This is a genomic window from Brachybacterium avium (genome assembly GCF_002216795.1).
GTDB classification, from domain to species: domain Bacteria; phylum Actinomycetota; class Actinomycetes; order Actinomycetales; family Dermabacteraceae; genus Brachybacterium; species Brachybacterium avium.
Genome location: NZ_CP022316.1, coordinates 1782127 through 1806176, shown reverse-complemented (window position 1 = coordinate 1806176; position 24050 = coordinate 1782127). Strand labels below are relative to the sequence as shown.

The window sequence follows — 24050 nt, the reverse complement described above, 5'->3', positions numbered from 1 at the left end:
GGTGAGGACCCTCCTGCATCGATGTGAGCGGGGCCGCACCGGACGTGCACACCCTGTGTGCTTCAGCGCCGGATCATTCCGTCCGGCGTGCTGTCGTGGTCATACTGAGTGGCTGGGTGCGCCAGGGAACGACAGTCGCGCCCGCACATGTCCGTGCCCCCCGAAGGACCAGGAGCAGCCATGAGCGACTCTCGACGCTCGTCCCGCGGCTCGTCGGATCGATCGCGCCGATCGAAGAAGCCGACGACCGGTGGTGCCCGTCGCGCCGCCGGAGTGCGTCGCGCCTCGACGCCCCACTCCTCCCCGTCCTCCGCACCGAAGCCCTCCGGGAAGAGCTCCGCGCCCAAGAGCACCAGTCGCACCGGACGCCCGGCGGCCGCCGGTGCGTCGAAGCCGCCCAGCGGCCGCACCTCGGTCAAGGCGCGCCACGCCGGTGCCGCGTCGGCCGCCGCCGCGTCGAAGGGCCGGGCGAAGAAGGCCGCCGCCACCAATTTCCTGAACTATCCGCGCGCCGGGGCGAAGAACCCCTGGCGCTGGATCCCCTCGCTGCGGCTGATCGTCGGCGCGATGGCGCTGATGGTGCTGGCCGGTCTCGGCTTCGCCGTGTGGCTGTACAACGACACCGAGGTGCCCGAGCCCTCCGACTTCGCTCTCGCCCAGACCTCCCGCGTCTACTACGCCGACGGCGAGACCGAGATGGGGCAGTTCAGCGAGATCAACCGCACCGAGCTGCCGGCCGACGAGATCCCCGACGACATCAAACAGGCGGTGGTCGCCAGCGAGGACTCGAGCTTCTACGAGAACCGCGGCGTCTCCCCGCGCGGCATCGTGCGCTCATTGGTCAACAACGTGCTGGGCAGGGACCGGCAGGGTGGCTCGACCATCACCATGCAGTACGTCGAGCGGTACTACACCGGCACCGAGACCTCCTACGTGGGCAAGGCCAAGGAAGCGATCATGGCCTTGAAGATCGACCAGGAGCTGCCGAAGGACGAGATCATCTCCCGATATCTCAACACCATCTATTTCGGACGCGGTGCGTACGGTGTCCAGGAGGCTTCGCAGGCGTACTTCGGCAAGGACGCCTCCGAGCTCACCGAGGCTGAGGCGGCACTGCTGGTCGCCGTGATCCCCAGCCCCTCGAACTACGACCCCGCGAAGAATCCCGAGAAGGCCACGAGCCTCTGGGACCGGGTGATCACCCGGCAGGTCGGGCTGGAGCAGATGACCCCGGCGGAGGCCGATGCCCTCGAGTTCCCCGAGGTCATCGAGCCGCGCTCCGAGAACTCTCTCGGCGGCCCCGATGGCTATCTGCTGACGCAGGTGCGCAATGAGCTGATCGAGCAGGGCTTCACCGAGGACGAGATCAACACCGGCGGTCTCTCGATCGTCTCCACGATCGATCCTGCGGTCCAGAAGAACACTGTCCAGGCCGTCGACAACCTGCCGGACGACCGGCCGGAGAACAACCGGGTCGGCACCGTGACGCTCGATCCCGGCAACGGCGCGATCCGCGCGATGTACGGCGGACCGGACTACGTCACCCAGTCGCAGAACGACGCCACCCAGTCCCGGATGCAGGCCGGGTCGATCTTCAAGACCTTCACCCTGATCACCGCCCTCGAAGAAGGATTCCCGCTGGACTCGCGCTGGGACGGGAACTCCCCGAAGAGCTTCTCCGAGGTCCCCGGCGGCTGGACGGTCAACAACTTCGGGAACACCGATTACGGCCGGGTGTCGCTCGAGAAGGCGACCGCCAGCTCGATCAACACCGCGTACGCCGAGGTGAACATCGAGGTCGGTCCGGAGAACACGATGGAGACCGCGACCAAGCTCGGGCTGCCGGAGGACACTCCCGGTCTCGAGCCGGTGCCGTCCAACGTGCTGGGCTCGGCCTCTCCGACGGTCGTCGAGATGGCCGAGGTCTACGCGACCATCGCCTCCGGGGGCATCCATCGGGACTCTTACATCGTCGAGTCGGTGACCCGGCCCGACGGGTCCACCCGCTACGAGCACGAGGACGAGGAGACGCGCGCGCTGGACGAGGATGTCGCGACCAATGCGACCGTCGCCCTCCAGGGCCCGCCGACGGTGGGCTCGGCCCGGAGCCTGCAGGGTGTCATGGACGGCCGTCCGGTCGCCGGCAAGACCGGCACCTCCGAGAAGTTCCGCTCCGCGTGGTTCGTGGGTTTCACCCCGCAGCTGGTCACCGCCGTGGGCATGTTCCAGCCCGGGGACGACGGCTCCGAGCAGCCTCTCACCTCCTTCGGGGGTGTGCAGGACATGACCGGCGGCAAGTTCCCCACCGACATCTGGGGCGACATCATGTCCACCTCCCTCGAGGGGCAGGAGATGCTCGACTTCCCCGACGAGGTCAGGCTGGACAACGAGACTCGGGAGCGCAGCTACGTGCCGCCGCCTCCGCCACCGCCGACCACTCGGGCGCCCGAGCCGTCGGAGGAGCCCAGTGACGAGCCGTCGGAGGAGCCGAGTGAGGAGCCCTCGGAGGAGCCCAGTGAGGAGCCCTCGGAGGAGCCCAGCGACGAACCCAGCGAGGAGCCCTCGGAGGAGCCGAGCGAGAAGCCGTCGAAGAAGCCGAGCACCGAGCCGGACGACGGGGACGACGAGAACGTCAAGCCCACCGAGAAGCCGACGAGCGAGGAGCAGGGCGGCGGAGACGGCGACACCAGCGCCGGCGGCCAGCGCCAGGGTCGGGGAGGCGGCGACTCGCCGTAGTGCGAGGAGCCGCGCCATCGGCGCCGATGGCACCATCGGATCATGCGATGTGAACAGTGCAACCGGAAGATCCGCGGCAGGGCCTACACCTCGATCACCGGCCGGAAGCTGTGCGACCGCTGCGGGACCCGGCTGCAGGGCCGCACCGCCGGCATCGTCGCCGGGGGCGGGATCGCCGGAGGCAGGAGCACCGGAGGCTGGTACGCCCGCGTCCGCAGGGCGATGGGCCGCCCGCCGCGGAGCTGACGGACGTCGCGCCGGAGCCGATGGCTGTGATGCACCGCGCACCCGCCGGTGTGCTCTGGCCGATGTCGGATGCCGCAGGTAGGCTGAGCCGGTCCGTGAGGGGCATCGCCGATGTCCTCAGCGGATGGCATGAACCCTCCTGCCACGGAGAGACCGTGGCCGCAGAGACCACAGGAGGTGGGTAACAGAACATGCGCAAGTACGAAATGGTCGTGATCCTCGACCCGTCCGTCGATGAGCGGACCGTCACCGGAACTTTCGAGAAGCTCGTCCAGGTCATTCCGACCGAGGGCGGCACCATCGACAATGTCGACGTCTGGGGCAAGCGGAAGTTCGCCTACGAGATCGATAAGAAGACCGAGGGCATCTACATCGTCCTGAGCTTCACCGCGAAGGCCTCCACCGCACAGGAGCTGGACCGCCAGCTCGGGCTCAACGAGTCCGTCATGCGCACCAAGGTCATGCGTCTCGACGCAGCCTGATCTGCGGTCGCTGACCCCATCACCCCACCCCATCCCGGAGCAGAGGAGCATCCATGGCGAATGACACCGTCATCACGGTGATCGGCAACCTCACCGCCGACCCCGAGCTGCGTTTCACGCAGTCCGGCATCGCGGTCGCGTCGTTCACCATCGCGTCGACCCCCCGCATGTTCGACCGTCAGGCGAACGAGTGGAAGGACGGCGAGGCGCTGTTCCTCCGCTGCTCCATCTGGCGCGACGCCGCGGAGAACGTGGCCGAGTCGCTCGAGAAGGGCACCCGCGTCGTCGCGCAGGGCCGTCTCAAGCAGCGCTCGTTCACCGACCGTGAAGGTCAGAACCGCACCAGCATCGAGCTGGACGTCGACGAGATCGGACCCTCCCTCAAGTACGCCACCGCAAAGGCCAACAAGGTCCAGCGCGGCGGCGGAGGCCGTGGCGGTTTCGGCGGCGCTCCGCAGGGCGCGCCCCAGGGCGGCGCTCCGGGTGGGTACGGCAACCAGGGCGGCCAGGGCGGTTTCAACAGCGCCCCGCAGGGCGCTCCGGCAGCCGATCCGTGGGCCGGCGGCGGCAACCAGGGCGGATACGACGACCCGCCCTTCTGATCGCTCCGGCGATCACAGCATCACACTGATCCATTCCATCCCGGGTGAATTCCCGGGCTCCCTCAGAAAGAAGGAGCACCACGATGGCCAAGCCCTCTCTTCGTCCCCGAAGAAGAAGCAGAACCCGCTGAAGGCTGCGGGAGTCGAGACCGTCGACTACAAGGATGCCGCGCTGCTGCGCAAGTTCATCTCCGACCGCGGAAAGATCCGCGCCCGTCGGGTCACCGGCGTCTCCGTCCAGGAGCAGCGCAAGATCGCGAAGGCCGTGAAGAACGCCCGCGAGATCGCCCTGCTGCCGTACGCGACCTCCGGTCGCTGAGCGAGGAAGAGAAACATATGACCACCAAGCTCATCCTCACCAACGAGGTCACCGGCCTCGGAGCCGCCGGCGACGTCGTCGACGTCAAGGACGGCTACGCCCGGAACTTCCTCATGCCCCGCGGTCTCGCGACCCCGTGGACCAAGGGCGGCCAGCGGCAGCTCGACCAGATCCGCGCGGCCCGTGGCAAGCGCGCGATCGCGAACATCGAGGACGCACGGTCGCTGAAGGCTTCGCTCGAGTCCAAGCCCGTCGTCATCGCCGAGCGCGCCGGCCAGAACGGCCGTCTCTTCGGTGCGGTCTCCTCCAAGGAGATCGCCGAGGGCGTGAAGGCGATCTTCGACAAGGACATCGACCGTCGCACCGTCGAGTTCGTGACGCCCATCCGCTCGCTCGGCGAGCACAAGGCGACCGTCCGTCTGCACGAGGACATCTTCGCCAACCTCGTCGTCCAGGTCATCGCCGCCAAGGGCGCGGCTGCCAAGGCCTGACTTCTCAGCGCCTGATCTACGAGCGCGACCCCCTGCATCCCTCCCCTCACGGGAGGCGTGCCGGGGGTCGCTCCCGTTCTGCCCACCTGCCTCGCGTCACCGAGCCCGCGCGCTCCTTCCGGTCTCGACCAGGAACCGTTCGTCTATTCTTGGCTGATGTCCGAGGCCGATCAGCAGACGACCACCCCCTTCCGCACGGGCGGGCCCGACGCCGGGGTGATGCCGTGAGCCGCGGACGGATCGATAGCGGGGGCCGCCTGCCCGTCGCAGCTGCAGTCGGGCTCCTCCTCCTGGCCGGCTGCACCGCGGGAGACGGCCGCCCGGTGACCCCGGCGCCGACGGCAACGGCGGTCCCGTCGCAATCCCCGACGACGAACGACGTCGCCGATCGCGGGGCGTTCCCACGACTCGCCCTGGCACCGGTGGAGGGTCCGGACGCGCTCGCGGACCTCCCCGAGGACCTGACGGCCGGCGCCGAGACAGCGAAGGTCGAGGGCGTCCACTGCGAGGCCGACCTCGCCCTGAAAGCCCCGGTGACGACCTGCACGGTGGGTGATAGCGGCCCCGAGTACACCGCGCATCTCGTCCGCAGCGGCATCGGCGGCTCCGATCTCGCCGTCCTGCTCACTGCAGCTGCGCTCTCGGAAGACCTCCTGACCGAGGTCACGGATCCCGAGGTCAGCGTCCAGTACGCCGCAGGAGGAGGGCTGTTCGCCGAGGATCCCGCGGGACTCGACCCGGAGTCCCTCCGCCTCCGCGCCGAGATGGCGCTATCGGACATGGGACTGGCGACGGGAGTCCAGGACTGTACGACCGAGAACGGCACCATCGTCACCTGCACCGCCGCTGCCGAGGGGACCGAGGCTCCGGTGCAGATCACCCTGTATCCGGCGATCTCCATGAGCGGGAGCCCCCTCACGGTGGGCCTGCTGCGCCACGCCTGACCCGATCGACGTGCTGCGAGATCGCAGAACTCGACCTTCGACGGGGGCACCGGTCGGGGTGTCCGGGATAGCGTCGGGAGCATGTTCGGGAACAGTCAGCTGTGGACGCGGATCGCTACCCTCGAGGAAAGGAACCGCGCGCTCGAGAGCCTGGTCCAGGAGCTCGCGCATCGCTCCTGGATCGGTGAGGCCGAGCTGCTGCAGCTGCGCAGCGAGATCGGTCCCCAGGTCCCCGAGGAATGCCGTCGTCTCGTCGCCGAGGACAAGGTCATCCAGGCGATCAAGGTGTATCGCGAGCGCACGGGTGCCGGCCTCAGGGAGGCCAAGGAGGCGATCGATCGGTACCGCGCCTCCCTCTGAGGCCGTATTCACCCCACGTGCCGACGGACCGGTATGACGGCCCCTCCCGGCATGGCTACCCTCGTACGGTGACCACCTCGACCTCCGACACCGTCCGCCGCGCCGACGGCGGCCTCGCCCGCTCCCTCGGCCATGGCCAGATGGCCATGATCGCCATGGGCTCCGCCCTCGGGACCGGCCTGTTCCTCGGCTCCGGGGAGGCGATCGGCATCGCCGGCCCCGCCGTGATCATCTCCTTCGCGCTCGGCTCCCTGATCGCCGCGACGATCGCCCTGTCGATGGGCGAGATGGCCTCCCGCCACCCCGTCCGCGGCGGTTTCGGCACGCTGGCCGCGCACTACCTCTCCCCGTTCTGGGGGTACATCACGCGGTGGCTGTACTGGATCGTCACCGTCTGCGTGACCGGTGCCGAACTGGTGGCCTGCGCCGCCTATCTCGCCTACTGGGTGCCGGCGATCCCGATCTGGGCCGGGATCCTGATCTTCGCCGCGGTCATCATCGCGATCAACCTCTCGAGCGTCGGCTCCTTCGGCATCGTCGAGTTCTTCCTGTCCTCGATCAAGGTGATCGCCGTGTTCGCGTTCATCCTGGTGGGTGCGGTGCTGGTGTTCTTCGGCCTGCCGGATGCCCCGGCGCCGGGCCTGACCCAGCTCACGGCCGACGGGGGCTTCGCCCCGAACGGATGGGCCGCGGTGTGGATCGCCCTGTCGGTGGTGATGTTCTCCTTCGGAGGCATCGAGCTGCTGTCGATCACCGCCGCCGAGGCGAAGGACCCCGCCCGGTCGATCAAGACCGCCGCCCGCACCACGATCGTGCGACTGGCCTTCTTCTACGTGTTCTGCATCGGCTTCGTGCTGTGCCTGGTGCCGTGGCGGACCGCAGCCGGCTCCGGCGAGGATGTCGCCACCTCGCCGTTCGTGATGGTCTTCGACCAGCTGGGCATCCCCGGCGCCGCTCACATCACCAATCTGCTGGTGCTCATCGCGGCGCTGTCGGCCGCGAACGCGAACCTGTACGCCGGCAGCCGGATGCTGCACTCCCTGGCCTCCGACGGCCTCGCTCCGCGCTTCGCCGCCCACACCACCGCCCGCAAGGTGCCGCTGGTCGGCATCGCCCTGAGCTCGGTGGGCCTGATCGGAGCGGCGCTGCTGGCCTTCAGCGGAGTGGGCGGCGTGTTCGGCTACATGATGAGCCTGGTGGTGTTCGCGGTGATCCTGGTCTGGGCGCTGATCCTGTGCACCTACATCGCGTTCCGGCGTCGGAAGATCAGCGGGGCCACCTTCCGCATGCCTGGCGGGATACTGACCGCGATCGTCGGCCTGATCGGTCTGGTGGCGGTGTTCGCGACGATCGCGGTGCGACCCAGCATGCAGGTCGCAGCACTGGTGGGCGTGCCCGCCGTGCTGGTCGCGGTGGTGCTCTACATGGCTGTCGCACGGCGTCGCACGGACCCCGCGGATATCGAGGAGGCCTTCGCGGAGGCGGAGGCGATGCGCTGATGTGACCGGGCCGACGTGGCGTTCGTTACTGTCGGCGGTGTCGGTTTGGGCTGACAGTGCAGCGGGGGTAATCTAAGGGAACCTTCGGCCTCGGTGGTTCAACGCCCGGTGCCGAAGATATGCGCAAGTGGCGGAATTGGTAGACGCGCACGGTTCAGGTCCGTGTGCCGGAGACGGCGTGGGGGTTCAAGTCCCCCCTTGCGCACCGCAGGAATTCCCCGGTTCACCCAGGTGAACCGGGGTTTTTCGTCTCCGGTCCCGGCTGATGCGAGCAGCCGCGGCGCGGGGCATGCTGAGACCCCCACGTCCGCACTGCAGATTCCAGGGGAGACGATCATCGCTCCGACGAGGCATCATGGCCCCATGAATCCTGACGCCCGTTCCACGGAATTCTCCCTCACCGGCCACGGCGGCACCCTCGCAGGCCGTGCGTGGGCCCGCCCCGATCCACGGTGGATCGCCGTGCTGTCCCACGGCTACGGCGAGCACGTGGGCCGGTACGAATGGGTCGCGGCCCGGCTGCAGGACGCCGGAGCCGCGGTCTACGCGGCCGATCACCTCGGCCATGGCCGCAGCGACGGCCAGCGAGTGCTGATCAGCGACTTCGAGCCGGTCGTCGAGGATCTGGACCTGGTGGTCCAGCACGCCGCCTCCCAGCATCCGGGGCTGCCGGTGGTGCTGATCGGGCACTCCATGGGCGGCTTGATCGCCGCCCGCTACACCCAGCGGCACGCGGGCTCCCTCGCTGCGACTGTGCTGTCGGGTCCGGTGCTGGGCTCCTGGGCGACCGTCGATGAGCTGCTCGCGCTCGAGGAGATCCCGTCGACCCCGATCGACCCCGGAACCCTCTCCCGCGACCCTGCCGTCGGTGCGGACTACGCCGAGGACCCGCTGGTATGGCACGGCGACTTCGTCCGCTCCACCCTCGAGGGCCTGCAGCAGGCGATGCGCACGCTCGAGGAGGCCGGCAGCGTAGGTGAGCACCCGCTGCTCTACCTGCACGGCGAAGCGGACCGCCTGGTGCCGCTGCCCGCCAGCTGGGAGGGACTGCAGACGCTGCGCGGCCCGCGGACCTTCGTGAAGACGTACCCCGGTGCGCAGCATGAGATATTCAACGAGACCAACCGCGACGAGGTGATCGGGGACGTGATCGGCTTCGTGGAGGGGGTGCTGGCACTGCCCGAGTGACCGGCATGACCACAGCCGCCGCCCAGGCGCAGCACCCCGCAGGCGAGGAACGAGGAGCCCGAGATGCCCATGCGACGACACGGCCCATCCCTGCACCGGCACGCCGATCGCGCCCACGGGCAGGCGAACGGCGGGACCGGGACCAGCGGCGGTGCAGCCCCGATGATCCGTTATGTCTCGGGAGGCGTCCCCGGCCGCCAGCCCGACGGCGACTCGGTGGCCGACGCGCTGGAGTTCTCTCGCGCGGCCCCGGACCGGATGGCGATGTTCTTCTATCTGCAGCCCGAGCGTGAACAGGTGATGGAGCTCGGCGAGGCCTGGGATCTGCACCCGCTGCTGCTCGAGGACCTGCTCAACGCCCATCAGCGACCGAAGCTCGAGCGGTACGGCGATGTCCTGTTCCTGGTGGTGCGCTCGGCCAGCTACGTCGATCAGCAGGAGGAGGTCGTCTTCGCGGAGTTCCACCTGCTGCTGCGACCCGGCGCCGTGGCCGTGCTGTGCCAGGACGGGAGCTGGATCGACGGCACCTCGGGCCCCCAGCTCGACGAGGAGCACCCCCTGACCTCCACCCTTCGGGAGCGCTCGGTGCTCGAGGACGTCAACCTCCTCGAGCTCGGACCGGAGGCCGTGCTCTACCGGGTGCTCGACACGATCGTCGACGGCTACGACCCCGTGCTGAAGGGACTCCGGGTCGACCAGGAGCAGATCGAACGGCAGGTGTTCAGCGGAGATGCCGCGGTCGCCGAGCGGATCTACCGGCTCAGCCAGGAGGTCATCGACATGCAGCAGGTGATCACCTCGCTGCGTGACGTGATCGACGACCTGCGGGCAGGATTCGGGAAGTACGAGATCCACAGCGAGCTGCAGGCCTACCTCGATGACGTCGGCGACCACCTCGTGCGGGCGGCGGCGCGGGTCAGGGATCTGCGCGATGCCCTCTCCCAGATCCTCGACGTCAACGGAACCCTGGTCGCACAGCGCCAGAACGAGGACATGAAGAAGATCTCCGGCTGGGCGGCCATCCTCTTCGCTCCCACGCTCATCGGCGCGATCTACGGCATGAATTTCGATGACATGCCGGAGCTGCACTGGGCGTTCGGCTACCCCATGGCGATCGGGATGATGGTCGCGCTCGGCGTGCTGCTGTACGTGATCTTCAAGCGCAGCAAGTGGATGTGACCCGCACGCCCGACGACCCGCCGATCAGATGAATTCCAGGGGATCGAACTCGTCGATGTCGATGATCCGCACGCGCGGCAGGCGGCTGGTGAACGCCGCGACGTCGTATTCGAGGTCGTGGAACTCGATGCCCGGGATGTCCTGCAGGTCCGCGGCCATGAACTCGCGGAAGCCGACGATCGCCGTCCGGCGATCCAGGTCGGACGCCAGATCCTCCATCTGCGGGACGAAGTCCTTGTCATGGCTGACCAGCATGACGTCCGCCGGACGTGACTCGAGCGCCTCCGCGGTGCGCTGGATCGCGATGTCCACGATCTTGCCCTCGCCGCGCAGCGGGATGGGCTTGTAGCCCATCGCGATCAGCGCCTGCACGAAGCTCGAGGGCAGGCTGTCGTCGACCGCGAGGAAGAAGAGCCCGGTCACGGGCTGGTGCCACGTCATCTCGGCATGGTGGAGGAGCTTGTTCCAGCGAGGGCGCTCTTCGGACTGGGGGCGTCGGCCGAGGACCGAGACCCCGAGCGTGGCGTCGATGTTCTCGCCGTCCACCAGGAGGTACGTGGTGCGTTCCGTCATGAGGCGACCTTACGCGCTTCCGGGCCGCGGGACCTCCTTCCGGGGCAGGACCTGGCGGGTCCCGACGCATCCGTAGCCGCCGACGGCCCCGATCGACAGCACCGACCCGACCGAGCCGATCGACAGCAGCGAGCCGATGGAGCCGATGGACAGCGCCGAGCCCACCGCACCGATCGACCAGAGCGAACCGATCCCGAGCACCGAGCCCCATGATCCGAGGGACAGGACGGAGCGCCCGGAGCCGACCGCGAGCACAGAGCCGGTCGAGCCCACCGCGGCGATCGAGTCGATCGAGGCGACAGCTCGCTGCGGGGCGGCGCGGCGCCTCGGCCGGGACCGACGCACCGTGAGGGCGGGGGCAGAGTGATGCCGGCTCATGGCGACCCCTTCTGTACGAGGACCGGGAGACGGGCCTATTCTATGCCCGTGAAGCGTGCGGGGAAAGATTCCCCCACAATTGTGCACAGACCGGGTGGAGGACGCGATCATTCCTCCACACAGCTTCTATATCCTCATTCCGTGCATGGGCCTTGACGGTGTGCTCGGGCTGATGGACTGGTTTTCTAATGCCTCGGTCTCCGCTGTCCGAACGACGTGCCCCCCGTCCGATGTGCGGAGCGGCGAGCCGCGGCTGAGGACGCTGAGATGCGACGGCGGCGCAGGTGAATGCGCTCTTCGAGTCGTGCCGCAGCTGATGCCCGGTCGGGCGGTGCGGCGCGGTGCGGGTGGCTTCGTGAGGCGTCGACGGCTCGATCCGAGGGGACAGACGTGTTCTTGGAGCGGGTCACCGTTCCTCCACACAGAGGGGTTATCCACAGCCTCATCCCCATATTCTCGGCGGCCTTCCGTGACGCCTGTTGCCGGAATAGTATCGAGGAATAGTGCAGGCGAGATTCCGGAAGTGCTCTGGACGGGGGAGGAGGTGGCGGTGATGGGCGAGTTCGAGAAGGAGCCGTTCGATCGCGAGGACGCGGGCGACGGGACGCAGGGCGCGCCGGGCGGCTCGAGCCGTGCGGCGAATGACGCTCCCCAGAGCGCCGCCGCCCCCTCGCCCTGCGAGGCGCCCGAGTGGGCGGTGCGGGCGCGCCGGGAGCTGTCCGAGGAGTACGTCCTGGAAGAGGTCGAGCCCGGCAGCATCGAGGCGGCGCGGGTCCTTTCGCTGCACCGCACGATGAAGGCTCGTGCCCGGATCTACGCCCATCACCTGCGTCAGCTCTCCACGTTCTTCTGTGAGGATCCTGCCGCGCAGGGCTTCCTGGACGACGCGGAGGTGACCGCGTTGAAGGTCGCGACCGGTCTGCGCTGCACTTACCTCCAGGCCCAGGGGCAGGTCCGCGACGCGTATATGGCGGTGGAGTGGATGCCGGCGACGTTCGGGCATCTCCGAGCCGGGGACCTGCCCGAGGCCTGGCACCACTCCCTGATCCGGCACGTGCGGCGCCTGACCGAGGAGCAGGCCCGGCAGGTCGATGCACACATGGCGACCGTCGAGCTGCCATCGGTGTCGAAGGCGACGTTCGACAAGCAGGTGGTGCTCGCTGTGGAGCTGGCGACCGCCGGCACGCTGCCGACTCCGCCGTCGGAGTCGAGGGATGTGGGAATCGTAGGTGTCGATACCGAGACGGGGACTGCGTCGCTTCTGGTGACCGGGCCGATCCCCGAGATCCAGTCCCTCGCGCACCGGCTTGATGTCGCCGCCCGCACCGTGCAGAAGGCGCAGCGTGCCGGGCTCGAGGACGGCGTCGAGGGCCCCCTGCCCTTCGATATCGACGAGACCCTCCACGAGCGGGGGCGTGCGCTGTCTCTAGCGACGCTGCGGTACGCGATCCTCACCCATTCGATCCTGGACCTCGATCCCGTCGAAGAGACCCGCCGACCCTTCAAGATCCTGGTCACCGTCCCGGCGACCACTCTGCTGAGCATCGACGACGCACCCGCGATGCTGGAGGGGATGACACCGCTGCCCGCGGAGCAGGCCAGACAGCTCGCCGCGGGAGAGTCGACCTGGCAGCGGATCCTCACAGACCCCATCACCGGCTCATACCTCCCCGTGGCCGCCCAGACCTATCACCCGACCGCGCAGATGCGGCTCCAATTACGGCTGCGCCACCCCGTCTGCGCCGTACCCGGCTGCACCCGGGCCACGGCGATCGCGGCAGAGGACGACCACATCATCGAATACGACCACGACCACCCCGGCGGAGGCGGCCAGACCAGCCTCTGGAACCTCCACCGGCTCTGCTGGCAGCACCACAGGCACAAGACCGCCGGACTGATCGACCCCAGCCGCGACCCGGGAGACGACCCCGGTCGCGGCGACGGGTCCACGACCGCCGGCCCGGTGGAGACGACATGGGCCATCGGCGACGCGGTGCGGACGACGTCCCGGGCGAACACCGATCTCCTGACCTGGCACACCGTCCAGGCGATGGAGCGTGCCTGGCGCGTGCACCGACGCTCCCGCGCGGACGCCGAACGTCTCCACGCCGAGCAGAAGGCTCGCCCCCGCGCGGAACGGGCCGCGCAGCAGCGCGCTGCTGCGTACAAGAAGGCCTATCCCGGCCGAAAAGCCCGTCGGATCATCCCGCCGGGGCCGACCCCCGAGGAGACCCACCCGCCCTTCTGACCCGGGGTGGGATGGAACCGCCCCCGTGCCATGACATCCATGTGAGGCCATGGCGTGACCTGCGCGCCCGCTCCGGAGGACCCCCATGACACCGATGTCAGCTCTGCAGGCAGTGCGCCCGCCCCGGACGTCCGATAGGTCGGTTCCGAGGCGGGCGGTGGGGTCCGGCTCAGACCGGCTGGACCTTGCCGGTCATGCCGTGGGGGTCGATGACGTACTTCGTCGCGACCCCGGAGTCGAACTTCTCGTATCCGGCCGGGGCATCATCCAGCGAGATCGCTGCGGCATTGACGGCGTCGGCGATCTGCACCTTGTCGTGCAGGATCGCCTCCATCAGCTGCCGGTGGTACTTCATCACCGGGCACTGACCGGTGGTGAACGCCAGCGCCTTCGCCCAGCCCAATCCGAGCCGCAGCGAGAGTGAGCCCTGCTGCGCGGCCTCATCCACACCGCCCGGATCGCCGGTCACGTACAGACCGGGGATGCCGAGCGCGCCACCGGCACGCGTCACGTCCATCAGCGTGTTCAGCACCGTCGCCGGCGCCTCCTGCGCATCCTTGCCGTGCCCGCGGGCCTCGAAGCCGACCGCATCCACTCCGGCGTCGACCTCCTCGCGGCCGAGGATCCGGGCGATGCCCTCGCGCGGATCTTCCGTCGACACGTCGATCGTCTCGCAGCCGAACTTCGCCGCGTTCGCCAGACGCTCCGCGTTCATGTCCGCCATGATCACCACCGAGGCGCCCAGCAGTTGCGCACCCACGGCGGCCGCCGTGCCCACCGGACCGGCGCCGGCGATGTACACCGAGGAGCCGGGCCCGACCCCGGCGGAGACCGCGCCGTGGAAGCCGGTGGGGAAGATGTCCGAGAGCATGGTCAGATCAAGGATCTTCTCCATGGCCTGGTCCTTGTCCGGGAACTTCAGCAGGTTCCAGTCCGCATACGGCACCAGCACGTACTCGGCCTGACCACCGACCCAGCCGCCCATGTCCACGTAGCCGTAGGCGCTGCCGGGACGGTCGGGATTCACGTTCAGGCAGATCTCGGTGCGGCGCGTCTTGCACATCTCGCAGCGCCCGCAGGAGATGTTGAAGGGCACCGAGACCAGGTCGCCCTTGTTGATGAACTCGACCCCGGGGCCGGTCTCGATCACCTCACCGGTGATCTCGTGGCCCAGCACCAGGTCCTTCGGCGCCGTGGTGCGGCCACGCACCATGTGCTGGTCGGAGCCGCAGATGTTGGTCGTGACCACCTTGAGAATCGCCGCGTGGGGCAGTTTCCGGCCGACATTGTCCGGGTTCACCCCCGGGCCGTCCTGCAGCTCGTAGGTGGGGTAGTCGATGTCGATGACCTCGACCTTGCCCGGCCCCTTGTATGCGACTGCGCGATTGCTGGACATCGATGAGCCTCCTCGCCCTCCGGGACGGCTCCCGATGCTTCACCGCACCCGTTGACGAGCCGCACCACCTCCCAGCCTGGGTGAGCTGGGTCACGATGTCAACGAGCAGGGGGAGCGGCATCCCGAAGGGCACCCCGGTTCAGCTGAGCGTGACCTCGCGACCGATCCGGGCCGACTCGTAGATCGCCTCGAGGATGCGCACGATCTCGACCCCGTGCCAGGCCGGTGCGATCGACTCGGCCCGGCCCCGGGAGGCGTCGACGAAGTTCTGGATCTCGTTGGCGAAACTGACCCCGAACTCGAAGCTGCGCGAGGCGATCTGCGGCTCGATGTTCACCACCGAGTCGTGCATCTCCGTGGCGATCTGGAGCGCCGGCTCGAGCTCGGCGCCGCCCTTCTCGCCGTAGACCGAGACGTCGATCGAGTCCTTGGTGGCATGCAGCGAGAACGAGCAGTCCAGCAGCAGGGAGGCACCGTTCTCGAAGCGGATCACCGCATTGGCCAGATCCTCGACGGTGTTCTTGTCGGGGTCGTAGTCCGCCGCCTTGTAGCGGGGCATCGTGGTGACGTTCCCGCGGCTGCCGAGCTTGTCGTAGGTGTTCCCGCTGACGGAGACCACGCCCGGAGAGCCCATCAGGTACCAGCACAGGTCCAGCACGTGGATACCGATGTCCAGCAGCGGCCCGCCGCCGGAGAGCTCCTTGTCCGCGAACCAGCCGCCGGGGTTGCCGACCCGGCGCAGGCAGCTGGCCTTGGCGTAGTAGATCTCGCCCAGCTCCTCCGCATCGATGAAGGACTTCAGCACCTGGCAGTTGGGCGAGTGGCGGCGCACGAAGCCCACCTGCACCACCCGGTCGCTCTGTGCGGCGACACGCTGGATCTCCTCGGCCTCGGCCAGAGTGCGAGCCAGCGGCTTCTCGACCAGCACATGCTTGCCGGCCTCGATCGCGGCGACCGCCCAGGAGGCGTGGGAGTTGTTCCAGGTGCAGATCGAGACGCCGTCGATCTCCGGATCGGCGAGCAGCTCGTGTGGGTCGGCATAGGCGCGCGCCGCGCCGAACTGCTCAGCCACGGTCTGCGCCCGCTCGAGATTCATGTCGGCGACCGCGATCAGCTCGACCTCGGGGTTCTGGGAGTACGCCGTGAGATGGGACTGGGCGATGCTGCCGGCGCCGATGACGCCGACTCTGAAATTCGTCATGGGTGATGCTTCCTTCGTCAGGTGGAGGTCAGTGATCAGGCGAACAGGCTCTTGGCGTAGGCGATCCCGCGCTCGCAGCCCAGGAGGCAGTCCTCCCAGCCCTCGAACTCGATCGCGGCGTAGCCGGAGAAGTCGGAGTCGCGGATGGCCCGTGCCACGGCCCGCAGGTCGAGGTCGCCGCTGCCCACGACCGCACCGCGCAGAGGCTTGCCGCCGCGGCTGCGGAACCATCCCTCGCCCGGTGCGGCGTCGGCCGGTCGGATGTAGAAGTCCTTGAAGTGCACGACCATCGCGTACGGGAGGTTCTGCGCGACCGACACCGCGGGATCCTCGTCGACGCACACGAAGTTGCCCACGTCGAGGGTGGTGAGGAAGTTCGGTTCGTCGACCGCGTGGATGATGCGACGGATCCTGTCCGCGGCCTGCACGAAGAAGCCGTGGTTCTCGAGGCTGGTGGTGATTCCCTTCGTCGCGGCGTACTGCGCGATCTCCTTGCTCGCCGCGACGATCTGGGGCAGCACCTGCTCGAACAGCGGGGTGTCGTCCCCGTCGTGGCCGCCGTGGGGACGACGTCGTGGCGCAGCCGGGTGATCCCCAGGCGTGCGGCGAGATCGACGTACTTCTTCACCCGCGCGGTCTGCGCGGGGTCGCCGGTGGAGAGGTCCGCGCCGATGGCGAGGTTGGTCAGCAGCACCCCGGCCTTGGCGGCGTGGTCGCGGATGCGGTCCACATAAGCCGGGTCGGAGGCGAGGTTGGGGATCGGGGAATCAGCGTCGTCTCCGAGGACGGCGAGCTCGAGATGCTCCCCCTCGCTCGCGGCGATCCAGTCGATGACCTGCGGCAGGGTCATCTCCCCGGTGGAGAGCTTCGAATGGAAGCTGTAGGAGCTGAAGCCGAAGGTGATGTCGGCGGTCATGGAGGCGTCCTTGCAGGTCGGAGGTGGTGTGGTGATCAGGACAGGGTGGCGTGGAAGCGATGCCAGGGGGCGGGGACGTCGGGGATGCCGGTGAGCTGCGAGGAGCCGTGGGTGAAGCCCAGGCCGAGCGCGCCGATGAGGGACCCGTCGGTGGTCAGCCGCGCGGGCACCAGCTCGGGCGTGTGCTCGGTCATCAGCAGCCGACCGATGGCATCACGCAGCGGCGCCAGCAGGGTCTCGCCAGCGCGGGAGAGCCCGCCGCCGATGACGACCCGTTCGGGGTCGACGGTGAGCAGCACGGTGGCCAGCCGGGGTGCGATCTGTGCGCAGAACTCCTCGACCTCGGCCTGGGCGGCGGTGTCCCCGGCGGCGGCGCGCTCGAGGAGCTGCTGCCCGTCATCGCCGGTGGACCAGGTCAGCCGGCCGCGCACCGAGCTGTCGGTCCAGCGCATCCCGCGCTGGCTGCCGAGCTCGCCGGCCAGGCGGTGGGCTCCCTGCAGGATCTGCCCGCCGGCCACGACGGCGACGGAGATGCGGTGACCCAGCTGGAGGAGCACGATGCTGTGGGCGGGCGGGGCCAGATGATGCTCCGCCAGGGCGGCGAGCTTGATGTCGTTCTCGACCGCCACCGGGCAGCCCAGGCGGTCGGCGAGCATCTCGCCGAGATCGACACCTTCCAGTCCCGGCACGGCCAGACTCCGGGTGATGCGGCCGTCGGGCCCCAGGATCCCGGGGACGGCGACACCGACCGCGGAGGGTGTCGTCCCCGTCTCCGCCAGCGCGTGTGTGAGCGGGGCGAGGGGGTCGGGCCCCGTGGCGGGGGTGGTGGCGCGGACCAGCACCCGCCCAGCGGCGTCGGAGACCAGGCAGCGCACGGTGCTGGTGCCGATGTCGAAGGCGGCCACCGTGGCCGCGGAGGCATCGAACCCGAAGCGGCGGGCGGGCCGCCCGGCGCCGCCCGGGGTCGCGGCGGGGGCCGGCGTGACGAGCCCGGTGGCGCGCAGGTCCTCCAGCACGGCCTCGACGGTGGGGCGGGAGAGCCCCGTCGCCGCGGCGAGCTCGGCCAGGCTCAGCGCCGTGGAGGCCTCCCGCAGCACGACCACGCAGTCACGCGCGTTGGCGAGCCGGACCGCAGAGGGGTGGGAGAGCGCCGTGGCCATCGGTCCTTCTCAAGTCGCAGGTCCCCACCACTATTACGTAAGGGGGTTGCACAATGTGCGTGACCAGTGTGCTCCCCGCGGCTTGAGCCGTCAAGCGGTCGGGGCTCCGGAGGTGGGAGACTGGATAGATGGAGAAGCTCGACCCGTCCGTCCCGGTGCTCCAGCAGAGCTATGCCGAGGCATTCCCCGAGCTGTCGGTCCCCTGGCGCGCGGACGTGCCGCCGCGCCCCGAGATCGTCTGGCTGAACGAGCCGCTCGCCGCGGAGCTGGGCTTCGATCCGGCGTGGCTGCGCGGTGAGGAGGGGCTCGCCCTCCTGACCGGGCAGATCGACGGGACCACTGCGCAGGCCTACGCCGGCCACCAGTTCGGCAGCCCCAACCCACAGCTCGGGGACGGCCGGGCAGTGCTGCTGGGCGATCTCGTGGACACCCGCGGCCGCCACTGCGACCTGCACCTCAAGGGCTCCGGCCGCACTCCTTTCGCCCGCGGAGGCGACGGGAAGGCGCCGCTGGGGCCGATGCTGCGCGAGGCGGTGATCGGCGAATGGCTGCACGCCACGGAGGTGCCCACCAGCCGGGCGCTCGCCGTGCTGAGCACCGGCGAGCAGATCGGACCGCGGCAGGGAGTGACCCCGGAGCCCGGAGGGCTGCTGGTGCGGGTCGCCGCGAGCCACCTGCGGGTGGGGACCTTCGAATATGCCACCTGGCACCTGGACGAGGAGGTGCGCCGGCGGCTCGTCGAGTTCACGATCCGGCGGCATCATCCCTCGGCCGACGGACCGCTGGGGCTGCTCGAGGCCGTCACCCGCGCCCAGGCGGAGCTGGTGGCGAGGTGGATGGTGCTGGGCTTCGTGCACGGCGTGATGAACACCGACAACATGGCGCTCTCTGGCCAGGGGATCGACTACGGGCCCTGCGCCGTGCTCGACGTCCACCGTCGCGATGCCGTGTTCAGCTCGATCGACCGCGGCGGGCGGTACGCCTACGGCAGCCAGCCCGGCATCGCGCTGTGGAACCTCTCCCGCTTCGCCGAGACCCTCCTGCCGCTGCTGGGGCAGACTGACCCGAACTTCGCGGTGGAGCAGGCCACCACGGTGCTCGAGCAGTACGAGGGCTGGTACCAGCAGGCCTGGAGCCGGCTGATGGGGCGGAAGCTGGGCATCGACGGGGCACCTGAGGAGGTGTTCGCGCTCGGCCAGGAGCTGCTGACGCTGCTCGAGGAGCAGCAGGTCGACCACACCGGCTTCTTCCGCGCGCTCGGGGAGGGCCGGGCCGCGGAGCTCGTCACCGGCGCCTCCTCCATGCAGTGGATGCGGCGCTGGGAGACGCTGCGGTCCGCGACGCCCGCGGAGATGGCGCGCGTCAACCCGCTGTACATCCCGCGCAACGTCCACCTCGAGGCGGCGCTGCGCTCGGCGCACCTGGGTGACCTGGAGCCCGTGCAGGAGCTGCTCGGCGCGGTCTCCGCCCCGTTCACCCGCCGTGTCGGTCTCGACCATCTCGAGGGACCGGGTGACGGCGGCGAGCATTTCCTGACCTTCTGCGGGACCTGAGAGCTTGATGGGAGACCCCTGTGACCTGTGCGTCTGGACGTGACGCAGGCCATAAGTCATGCTCGACCTCGAGGAACCATGACGATTCCTCAGCCGATGACCGCTCGGTGGTCCGCAGGCCGGCGGTGGATATCGGTGACCGACTTCCCCTCGAACTCCGGAGGATCCCGTGGATTCACTATCGAACTTCGACTGGGCGGGGCTGGGGCTGAAAGTCCTGGCCGCCGTCGTCATCCTCGTCATCACCGCGATCTTGGCCATGCTGGTCAAGAAGGGCGTGGCGGGCCTGACGCAGAAGGTTCCCGCCCTCCGCCGGCCCGGCGTGGACGGCGCGGCGCTCGGCAACTCGATCGGCACCATCGCCTCGATGGTCATCTGGCTGCTGGGCCTGATCATCATCCTGGGGATCTTCCAGCTCTCACAGGTGCTCTCGCCCGTGATCTCGATGCTCGAGCAGGGCCTCGGCTTCATCCCGAACATCATCGGTGCCGTCTTCGTCTTCATCATCGGTCTGACGATCGCGAAGATCGTGCGGGCCCTGATCACCACCGCGCTGAACGCCGTGGACTTCGGGAAGCTGCTGGGCACCGCCCAGTCCGGTTTCGACAAGGCCACCGGCGGGGTGACCTCCGCCGGGCGCCACAGCGATCCGGCAGCGCCGCAGGGCCAGCCTGACCAGGCCCCGGCCGCCTCCCCGGCGTCGAAGGTCCCCGAGATCCTCGCCTCCGTGGTCTTCGCCCTGATCATGATCGTGGTGTCCATCGCCTCGCTGCAGATCCTGGGGATCGCCTCGATCTCCGATCCCGCCTCCGCGATGCTCACCTCGGTGTTCACCGCGATCCCGAACATCATCGCCGCCGTCGTGCTGGTGGGGATCGGTGTGCTCGTGGCCCGCTTCGTCTCCGGCCTGTTCCGTCCGATCCTCGAGGGATCCGGCGTCGACGGCTGGCTGATCAAGCAGGAGATCCTCCCGGCGGGCTCCTCTGCCACGCCGACCGTGCTGCGCGTGGTCGAGATCGCTGTGGTGCTGTTCTTCGCCGTGATGGGCGCCCAGGCGCTGGGCTTCCCGCAGATCACCGCGATCCTCTCGCAGATCCTCGAGCTGGGCGGCAACGTGCTGTTCGGCGGCGCGATCATCGCCGCCGGCTTCTTCCTGGCGATGATCGTCGGCAAGGTACTCAAGGGCACCGCCGGATCCGTCGTGAAGTGGGCCGTGATCATCCTGTTCGTCGCCATGGGTCTGAAGTCCATGGGCGTGGCCGACTCGATCATCGAGATGGCCTTCGGCGCACTGGTGATCGGCGCCGCCGCCGCCGCGATGCTGGCCTTCGGGCTCGGTGGTCGCGAGGCCGCGGCCCGTCAGCTCGCCAAGCTGGAGAAGAAGCAGGCTCACGCACCGGCCGAGCCGGCACCGGGAGCGGTGCCGCCGCGCCCGGAGGGCTGATGCGCTTCTCGCAGTGACCCTCGAGGCCGCCACGGATCCGTCCGTGGCGGCCTCCTCGCCTTCCGCTGACCCACCCGAGGAGAACCCCATGACCCAGATGCAGCCGAACGATCCCACCGACGATCCCGAGCTCGATCGGATGGCCGCAACCAGCGAGGACGAGTACGAGCGCGGCGCCGACGAGGAGGCCGACGAGGTCAGCATCGACGATGCCCTGGAGACCGACCGCGTCGCCGCCGAGGGGCCGGAGTCCCGCAACGCCGACGGCTACGGCTTCGACACCGACCGCGACCGCGGCGGGGACGACGCCACGGCCGCCGAGCAGGGCAACCGCGAGGAGGACCGGATGGAGGCCGAGACCGCGGAGGAGGAGCTGCCCGAGCTCTGAGGTTCAGCCCTCCAGGGCGGCGAGGATCTTCTCGTCGACCGCGTGCCGTGCGCGCAGGTGCTCCTCGACGTCGTAGGAGAACGACGAGTAGGTCAGTGTGCCGCCCTCGTCGATCAGCGCCGTCGCGCTCGCACGATCGGTGAGCTCCGCGAGCCAGGTCAGCGCCCGGTGATCGGCCATGGCCTGCACGAACACCCGGTAGCGCAGCGAGAGCCAGGGGGTGCCGTCGGGCCCCGGATAGACGACGAAGGGGTCGCCGCCGAAGAAGCCGCCGCCTGAGCAGGTGTCCTCGAAGGGGTCGATCGGCCGCAGCGAGTACTGCGCCCACCAGAAGTTGAAGCCCCAGTGCAGGAAGCCGGGGGCCTCGAAGGCGAACAGCTGCCGACCCAGCACCCGGTTGCGCACGGAGGGCAGGGCGATGAAGCGATTGGCCACATCGCGGTTCTGGGAGACGCAGTAGTACACCCAGGGGTGCCAGCCGGCCTCGAGGAAGGGTCCGACGTGATTGGTCGCGACGATCGGGGTGTCCACCACGCCCTGCTCGGCGAAGGCGAAGGGGCTCAGGGCATCGACCACCTCCGCACCCTCGAGCAGGTCCGCGACCTGAGCCTTCGCCGCGCTGTAGTCCTCGAGCTGGTGCTCACGCGGTTCGTCCGAGATATGCCAGAGCACGCGTCCGTCCCAGTGCTCATCCAGATGAGCGCGCAGCGTCGGGATCAGCGACTCCATGAGGCGGCGGTAGTCGGGCGAGGTCGCTGAGACGTGCCAGCCGAAGCGGTGCTCGAGGCCGGAGGCCGTCTGCACCTGGATCGCCGGGGTCTTCAGCGCGCCCCACTGGGTGAACAGGTGCGCGATCTCGAGCCCGGTGAAGCCCAGCCTGCGGCAGATCTCCAGCCAGCGGTCCAGGCGGGAGAGGTCGAAGGAGTACTCGCCGCCCTCCTCGCGGATGCCGACGAGCTGGACGAACGGTCGGGTGTGGCCCTCGGCGGTGTCCAGCGGCGGGGTCCAGGTGGGCGTGAGCACGCTGTTCACGTCCATCTGCCGGGCCGAGCGGAGATAGGTCTCGATCAGCTCCCAGTGCTCCTCGGAGAACACCTCGACGTCGTAGTACGTCGAGAGGCTGTCGACATGGAACCAGTGGGTGTTGGTGATCGACAGCGGCGGCAGGCGGTGCTCGTGCACGCGCAGCTGCAGGACGTGCTCGGCGAGGACCTGCCCACCGGCGGCGTCGACGAGGGTGATGGTGAGGTCATGCGCGCCGGGGGCGGCATCGACGACGTCGATCCACAGCGCCTCCCAGATCCCCTGGCCCACCCGCACGACGCCGTCGGTGACCGGCTCGAGCAGGTCGGGGTACTCGCCCGGCTCGGTGACGAGGTAGTGCTCGTCGGGATCCTCGGGGGCGGCGGAGGAGACCGGCACCCGGCGCACCGCATGGATTCGGGTGCTGCCGGCGACCTCGCCGGCCAGCTCGACGCGCAGATCCGGGCCCTCGTCGGCCTCGAGGCGGAGCGCGACCTGGAGGGACAGCACCTCGCCGAGGAAGCCGGAGGCGTGGGCACCGCCGATCAGCGCAGCCGGACGCGGTACGGCCTCGCCCAGCACCTTCTCCAGGGAATCGATCAGGACGGACTGCATGATGGGTCTCCTCGAGGGGACGGCGGTGTCTCGGGCTGGCGCCCGGCATACATCCTGCCATTGGATCACCGCCTGCGAGCATCGCGATCGTCTTCCGGTGGAGCCGGGGGTTCGGCCCGGCGGCGGCCACGTCGCTACGTCCGGCCGCAGCCGAGCACGAAACCGTGTCCGGTGGATATTCCGTTGCGCTGCCGGTGCGGCGGTCCTACGGTGGAGGCACACAGGGAAGGAGGTGGTCCGAGAAGTGAATAATCATCGGACGTGTGAGGTGGCTCGCCGCTGAGGCGACCGTTCATCCGGACGCGCAGCGAATACCACCGAGCTGCCGGGACCCCCAGGGGTCGGATCTCGTCCTTCCGACCAGCGCACCGCGCGACCTGGGGGTCCTCCCCTGCCCGGAGGCCCTGCCGGATATCCTGCCGTCATGACGAACGCCTCCCAGTACGCACCGGTCGAGCTGATCGCGACGGAGATCGACGAGGACGCCGTGGTGCGCTCTGATCCAGACAGGACCAGCAGTGCGCCGGTCGTGCTCCTGCTCCACGGCCTGGGCAGCAACGAGGACGACCTCGCCGGGCTGGTCCCCTTCCTGCCTGCGGACTTCACCTACGTCTCCCTGCGCGGCATCTATCGATACGTGCAGGGCTACGCCTGGTTCGAGATGCCGATGGACCCGGCGCGTCCGGAAGCGCTGCAGACCTCGGCCGCTGCGGTCGAGAGCTGGATCGCTGCGCAGGATGCCCCGGTCGTCGGTGCCATCGGCTTCTCCCAGGGCGGGGCCCTCGCGCTGCAGCTGCTGCGACGTGATCCGCATGCCGTCGACTTCGTCGTGAACCTCTCCGGATTCCCGTTCCCCGCCCCGATGCCCGGGGACTCCGCGCTCGCCGAGATGTCCCCGCCCGTTCTGTGGGGGCACGGCGGCATGGACCCGCACTTCGCCGACGGGCGGGAGGAGGCGGTGCGCGACTTCCTGAGCGTCCACACCCGGCTCGAGGAGGAGCGCCGCCCGCAGCTGGGGCACGCGGTCGACGAGATCGAGCTGCGCGCCGTCGCCTCCTTCCTGCAGCGGCGGGCGGCCGACGCGCGGGCGTGAGCAGGGGCAGGGCTGC

At 69.2% G+C, this 24050-nt stretch carries 22 protein-coding genes, 1 tRNA gene and 1 pseudogene; 17 read left to right on the top strand and 7 right to left on the bottom strand.

Features of this window, described 5'->3' with window-relative positions; genetic code table 11:
- Positions 1–180: 180 nt before the first annotated feature.
- The 12 genes and pseudogenes from CFK39_RS08155 (at position 181) to CFK39_RS08100 (ending at position 10046) form a co-directional block, all read left to right on the top strand.
- Positions 181–2736: a transglycosylase domain-containing protein gene (locus tag CFK39_RS08155; RefSeq protein ID WP_089065051.1), complete on the top strand. Its 2556-nt coding sequence runs from the start codon at positions 181–183 to the stop codon at positions 2734–2736.
- A gap of 42 nt (positions 2737–2778) precedes the next feature.
- Positions 2779–2982 (top strand): hypothetical protein, encoded by a 204-nt coding sequence (locus CFK39_RS08150; RefSeq protein WP_089065050.1) that lies wholly within the window; start codon positions 2779–2781, stop codon positions 2980–2982.
- A 191-nt stretch (positions 2983–3173) separates the two neighbouring features.
- Positions 3174–3464 carry a 30S ribosomal protein S6 gene (gene rpsF, locus CFK39_RS08145; protein ID WP_089065049.1) on the top strand — a complete coding sequence of 97 codons (291 nt, stop codon included), beginning with the start codon at positions 3174–3176 and terminating at the stop codon, positions 3462–3464.
- A gap of 53 nt (positions 3465–3517) precedes the next feature.
- Positions 3518–4066 carry a single-stranded DNA-binding protein gene (locus CFK39_RS08140; protein ID WP_089065048.1) on the top strand — a complete coding sequence of 183 codons (549 nt, stop codon included), beginning with the start codon at positions 3518–3520 and terminating at the stop codon, positions 4064–4066.
- Positions 4067–4149: 83 nt separating this feature from the next.
- Positions 4150–4385: pseudogene (gene rpsR / locus CFK39_RS08135) on the top strand (30S ribosomal protein S18).
- A 17-nt stretch (positions 4386–4402) separates the two neighbouring features.
- Positions 4403–4876 carry a 50S ribosomal protein L9 gene (rplI, locus tag CFK39_RS08130; RefSeq protein WP_089065047.1) on the top strand — a complete coding sequence of 158 codons (474 nt, stop codon included), beginning with the start codon at positions 4403–4405 and terminating at the stop codon, positions 4874–4876.
- A 422-nt stretch (positions 4877–5298) separates the two neighbouring features.
- The gene (locus tag CFK39_RS08125; RefSeq protein WP_089065046.1) at positions 5299–5820 is read left to right on the top strand and encodes a hypothetical protein; all 522 of its coding nucleotides are present in this window, start codon (positions 5299–5301) and stop codon (positions 5818–5820) included.
- An 81-nt stretch (positions 5821–5901) separates the two neighbouring features.
- Positions 5902–6180 (top strand): ribosomal L7/L12 family protein, encoded by a 279-nt coding sequence (locus CFK39_RS08120; RefSeq protein WP_089065045.1) that lies wholly within the window; start codon positions 5902–5904, stop codon positions 6178–6180.
- A gap of 140 nt (positions 6181–6320) precedes the next feature.
- Positions 6321–7679 carry an amino acid permease gene (locus CFK39_RS08115; protein ID WP_089066338.1) on the top strand — a complete coding sequence of 453 codons (1359 nt, stop codon included), beginning with the start codon at positions 6321–6323 and terminating at the stop codon, positions 7677–7679.
- Positions 7680–7800: 121 nt separating this feature from the next.
- A tRNA-Leu gene (locus CFK39_RS08110) sits at positions 7801–7884 on the top strand.
- A gap of 158 nt (positions 7885–8042) precedes the next feature.
- The gene (locus tag CFK39_RS08105) at positions 8043–8867 is read left to right on the top strand and encodes an alpha/beta hydrolase (protein ID WP_089065044.1); all 825 of its coding nucleotides are present in this window, start codon (positions 8043–8045) and stop codon (positions 8865–8867) included.
- Positions 8868–8930: 63 nt separating this feature from the next.
- Positions 8931–10046 (top strand): magnesium and cobalt transport protein CorA, encoded by a 1116-nt coding sequence (locus tag CFK39_RS08100; RefSeq protein WP_245822364.1) that lies wholly within the window; start codon positions 8931–8933, stop codon positions 10044–10046.
- Positions 10047–10070: 24 nt separating this feature from the next.
- Here CFK39_RS08100 and CFK39_RS08095 read toward each other — a convergent pair whose 3' ends face one another.
- Positions 10071–10619 carry an NYN domain-containing protein gene (locus CFK39_RS08095; protein WP_089065043.1) on the bottom strand — a complete coding sequence of 183 codons (549 nt, stop codon included), beginning with the start codon at positions 10617–10619 and terminating at the stop codon, positions 10071–10073.
- 9 nt (positions 10620–10628) lie between these two features.
- Positions 10629–10997 (bottom strand): hypothetical protein, encoded by a 369-nt coding sequence (locus CFK39_RS16550; protein ID WP_218192248.1) that lies wholly within the window; start codon positions 10995–10997, stop codon positions 10629–10631.
- A 553-nt stretch (positions 10998–11550) separates the two neighbouring features.
- Between CFK39_RS16550 and CFK39_RS08085 the strand changes: the two genes are divergently transcribed.
- The gene (locus CFK39_RS08085) at positions 11551–13245 is read left to right on the top strand and encodes an HNH endonuclease signature motif containing protein (RefSeq protein ID WP_089066336.1); all 1695 of its coding nucleotides are present in this window, start codon (positions 11551–11553) and stop codon (positions 13243–13245) included.
- A 169-nt stretch (positions 13246–13414) separates the two neighbouring features.
- Here CFK39_RS08085 and fdhA read toward each other — a convergent pair whose 3' ends face one another.
- The 4 genes from fdhA to CFK39_RS08065 all read right to left on the bottom strand — a co-directional run bounded on the left by fdhA (position 13415) and on the right by CFK39_RS08065 (position 17918).
- On the bottom strand, positions 13415–14641 hold the full coding sequence (gene fdhA, locus CFK39_RS08080; RefSeq protein WP_089065042.1) for a formaldehyde dehydrogenase, glutathione-independent: 1227 nt from the start codon (positions 14639–14641) through the stop codon (positions 13415–13417).
- A gap of 139 nt (positions 14642–14780) precedes the next feature.
- Positions 14781–15842, bottom strand: coding sequence for a Gfo/Idh/MocA family protein (locus CFK39_RS08075; protein ID WP_089065041.1), 1062 nt, complete (start codon positions 15840–15842; stop codon positions 14781–14783).
- Positions 15843–15877: 35 nt separating this feature from the next.
- The gene (locus CFK39_RS16805; protein ID WP_338027658.1) at positions 15878–16363 is read right to left on the bottom strand and encodes a sugar phosphate isomerase/epimerase family protein; all 486 of its coding nucleotides are present in this window, start codon (positions 16361–16363) and stop codon (positions 15878–15880) included.
- A gap of 430 nt (positions 16364–16793) precedes the next feature.
- Positions 16794–17918 (bottom strand): ROK family protein, encoded by a 1125-nt coding sequence (locus CFK39_RS08065; RefSeq protein ID WP_089065040.1) that lies wholly within the window; start codon positions 17916–17918, stop codon positions 16794–16796.
- A gap of 128 nt (positions 17919–18046) precedes the next feature.
- Here CFK39_RS08065 and CFK39_RS08060 point away from each other — a divergent pair, with 128 nt between their 5' ends.
- From CFK39_RS08060 to CFK39_RS08050, 3 genes are all read left to right on the top strand, one after another.
- Positions 18047–19471 (top strand): protein adenylyltransferase SelO, encoded by a 1425-nt coding sequence (locus CFK39_RS08060; protein WP_089065039.1) that lies wholly within the window; start codon positions 18047–18049, stop codon positions 19469–19471.
- Positions 19472–19640: 169 nt separating this feature from the next.
- Complete coding sequence (locus tag CFK39_RS08055; RefSeq protein WP_245822363.1) at positions 19641–20915, top strand: mechanosensitive ion channel; 1275 nt, start codon at positions 19641–19643, stop codon at positions 20913–20915.
- A gap of 88 nt (positions 20916–21003) precedes the next feature.
- Positions 21004–21303, top strand: coding sequence for a hypothetical protein (locus CFK39_RS08050; RefSeq protein ID WP_157697113.1), 300 nt, complete (start codon positions 21004–21006; stop codon positions 21301–21303).
- Positions 21304–21306: 3 nt separating this feature from the next.
- On the opposite strand, the gene CFK39_RS08045 is transcribed toward CFK39_RS08050, so the two are convergent.
- Positions 21307–22941, bottom strand: coding sequence for a glycoside hydrolase domain-containing protein (locus CFK39_RS08045; RefSeq protein WP_089065038.1), 1635 nt, complete (start codon positions 22939–22941; stop codon positions 21307–21309).
- A gap of 424 nt (positions 22942–23365) precedes the next feature.
- Here CFK39_RS08045 and CFK39_RS08040 point away from each other — a divergent pair, with 424 nt between their 5' ends.
- Complete coding sequence (locus tag CFK39_RS08040) at positions 23366–24034, top strand: alpha/beta hydrolase (protein WP_089065037.1); 669 nt, start codon at positions 23366–23368, stop codon at positions 24032–24034.
- Positions 24035–24050: the final 16 nt, after the last annotated feature.

Excerpts from the sequence above, each read along its gene's own strand:
- CFK39_RS08155 (WP_089065051.1), top strand. The coding sequence starts at position 181 with ATGAGCGACTCTCGACGCTCGTCCCGCGGCTCGTCGGATCGATCGCGC.
- CFK39_RS08150 (WP_089065050.1), top strand. The coding sequence starts at position 2,779 with ATGCGATGTGAACAGTGCAACCGGAAGATCCGCGGCAGGGCCTACACC.
- rpsF (WP_089065049.1), top strand. The coding sequence starts at position 3,174 with ATGCGCAAGTACGAAATGGTCGTGATCCTCGACCCGTCCGTCGATGAG.
- CFK39_RS08140 (WP_089065048.1), top strand. The coding sequence starts at position 3,518 with ATGGCGAATGACACCGTCATCACGGTGATCGGCAACCTCACCGCCGAC.
- rplI (WP_089065047.1), top strand. The coding sequence starts at position 4,403 with ATGACCACCAAGCTCATCCTCACCAACGAGGTCACCGGCCTCGGAGCC.
- CFK39_RS08120 (WP_089065045.1), top strand. The coding sequence starts at position 5,902 with ATGTTCGGGAACAGTCAGCTGTGGACGCGGATCGCTACCCTCGAGGAA.
- CFK39_RS08115 (WP_089066338.1), top strand. The coding sequence starts at position 6,321 with ATGGCCATGATCGCCATGGGCTCCGCCCTCGGGACCGGCCTGTTCCTC.
- CFK39_RS08105 (WP_089065044.1), top strand. The coding sequence starts at position 8,043 with ATGAATCCTGACGCCCGTTCCACGGAATTCTCCCTCACCGGCCACGGC.
- CFK39_RS08100 (WP_245822364.1), top strand. The coding sequence starts at position 8,931 with ATGCCCATGCGACGACACGGCCCATCCCTGCACCGGCACGCCGATCGC.
- CFK39_RS08095 (WP_089065043.1), bottom strand. The coding sequence starts at position 10,619 with ATGACGGAACGCACCACGTACCTCCTGGTGGACGGCGAGAACATCGAC.
- CFK39_RS16550 (WP_218192248.1), bottom strand. The coding sequence starts at position 10,997 with ATGAGCCGGCATCACTCTGCCCCCGCCCTCACGGTGCGTCGGTCCCGG.
- CFK39_RS08085 (WP_089066336.1), top strand. The coding sequence starts at position 11,551 with ATGGGCGAGTTCGAGAAGGAGCCGTTCGATCGCGAGGACGCGGGCGAC.
- fdhA (WP_089065042.1), bottom strand. The coding sequence starts at position 14,641 with ATGTCCAGCAATCGCGCAGTCGCATACAAGGGGCCGGGCAAGGTCGAG.
- CFK39_RS08075 (WP_089065041.1), bottom strand. The coding sequence starts at position 15,842 with ATGACGAATTTCAGAGTCGGCGTCATCGGCGCCGGCAGCATCGCCCAG.
- CFK39_RS08065 (WP_089065040.1), bottom strand. The coding sequence starts at position 17,918 with ATGGCCACGGCGCTCTCCCACCCCTCTGCGGTCCGGCTCGCCAACGCG.
- CFK39_RS08060 (WP_089065039.1), top strand. The coding sequence starts at position 18,047 with ATGGAGAAGCTCGACCCGTCCGTCCCGGTGCTCCAGCAGAGCTATGCC.
- CFK39_RS08050 (WP_157697113.1), top strand. The coding sequence starts at position 21,004 with ATGACCCAGATGCAGCCGAACGATCCCACCGACGATCCCGAGCTCGAT.
- CFK39_RS08045 (WP_089065038.1), bottom strand. The coding sequence starts at position 22,941 with ATGCAGTCCGTCCTGATCGATTCCCTGGAGAAGGTGCTGGGCGAGGCC.
- CFK39_RS08040 (WP_089065037.1), top strand. The coding sequence starts at position 23,366 with ATGACGAACGCCTCCCAGTACGCACCGGTCGAGCTGATCGCGACGGAG.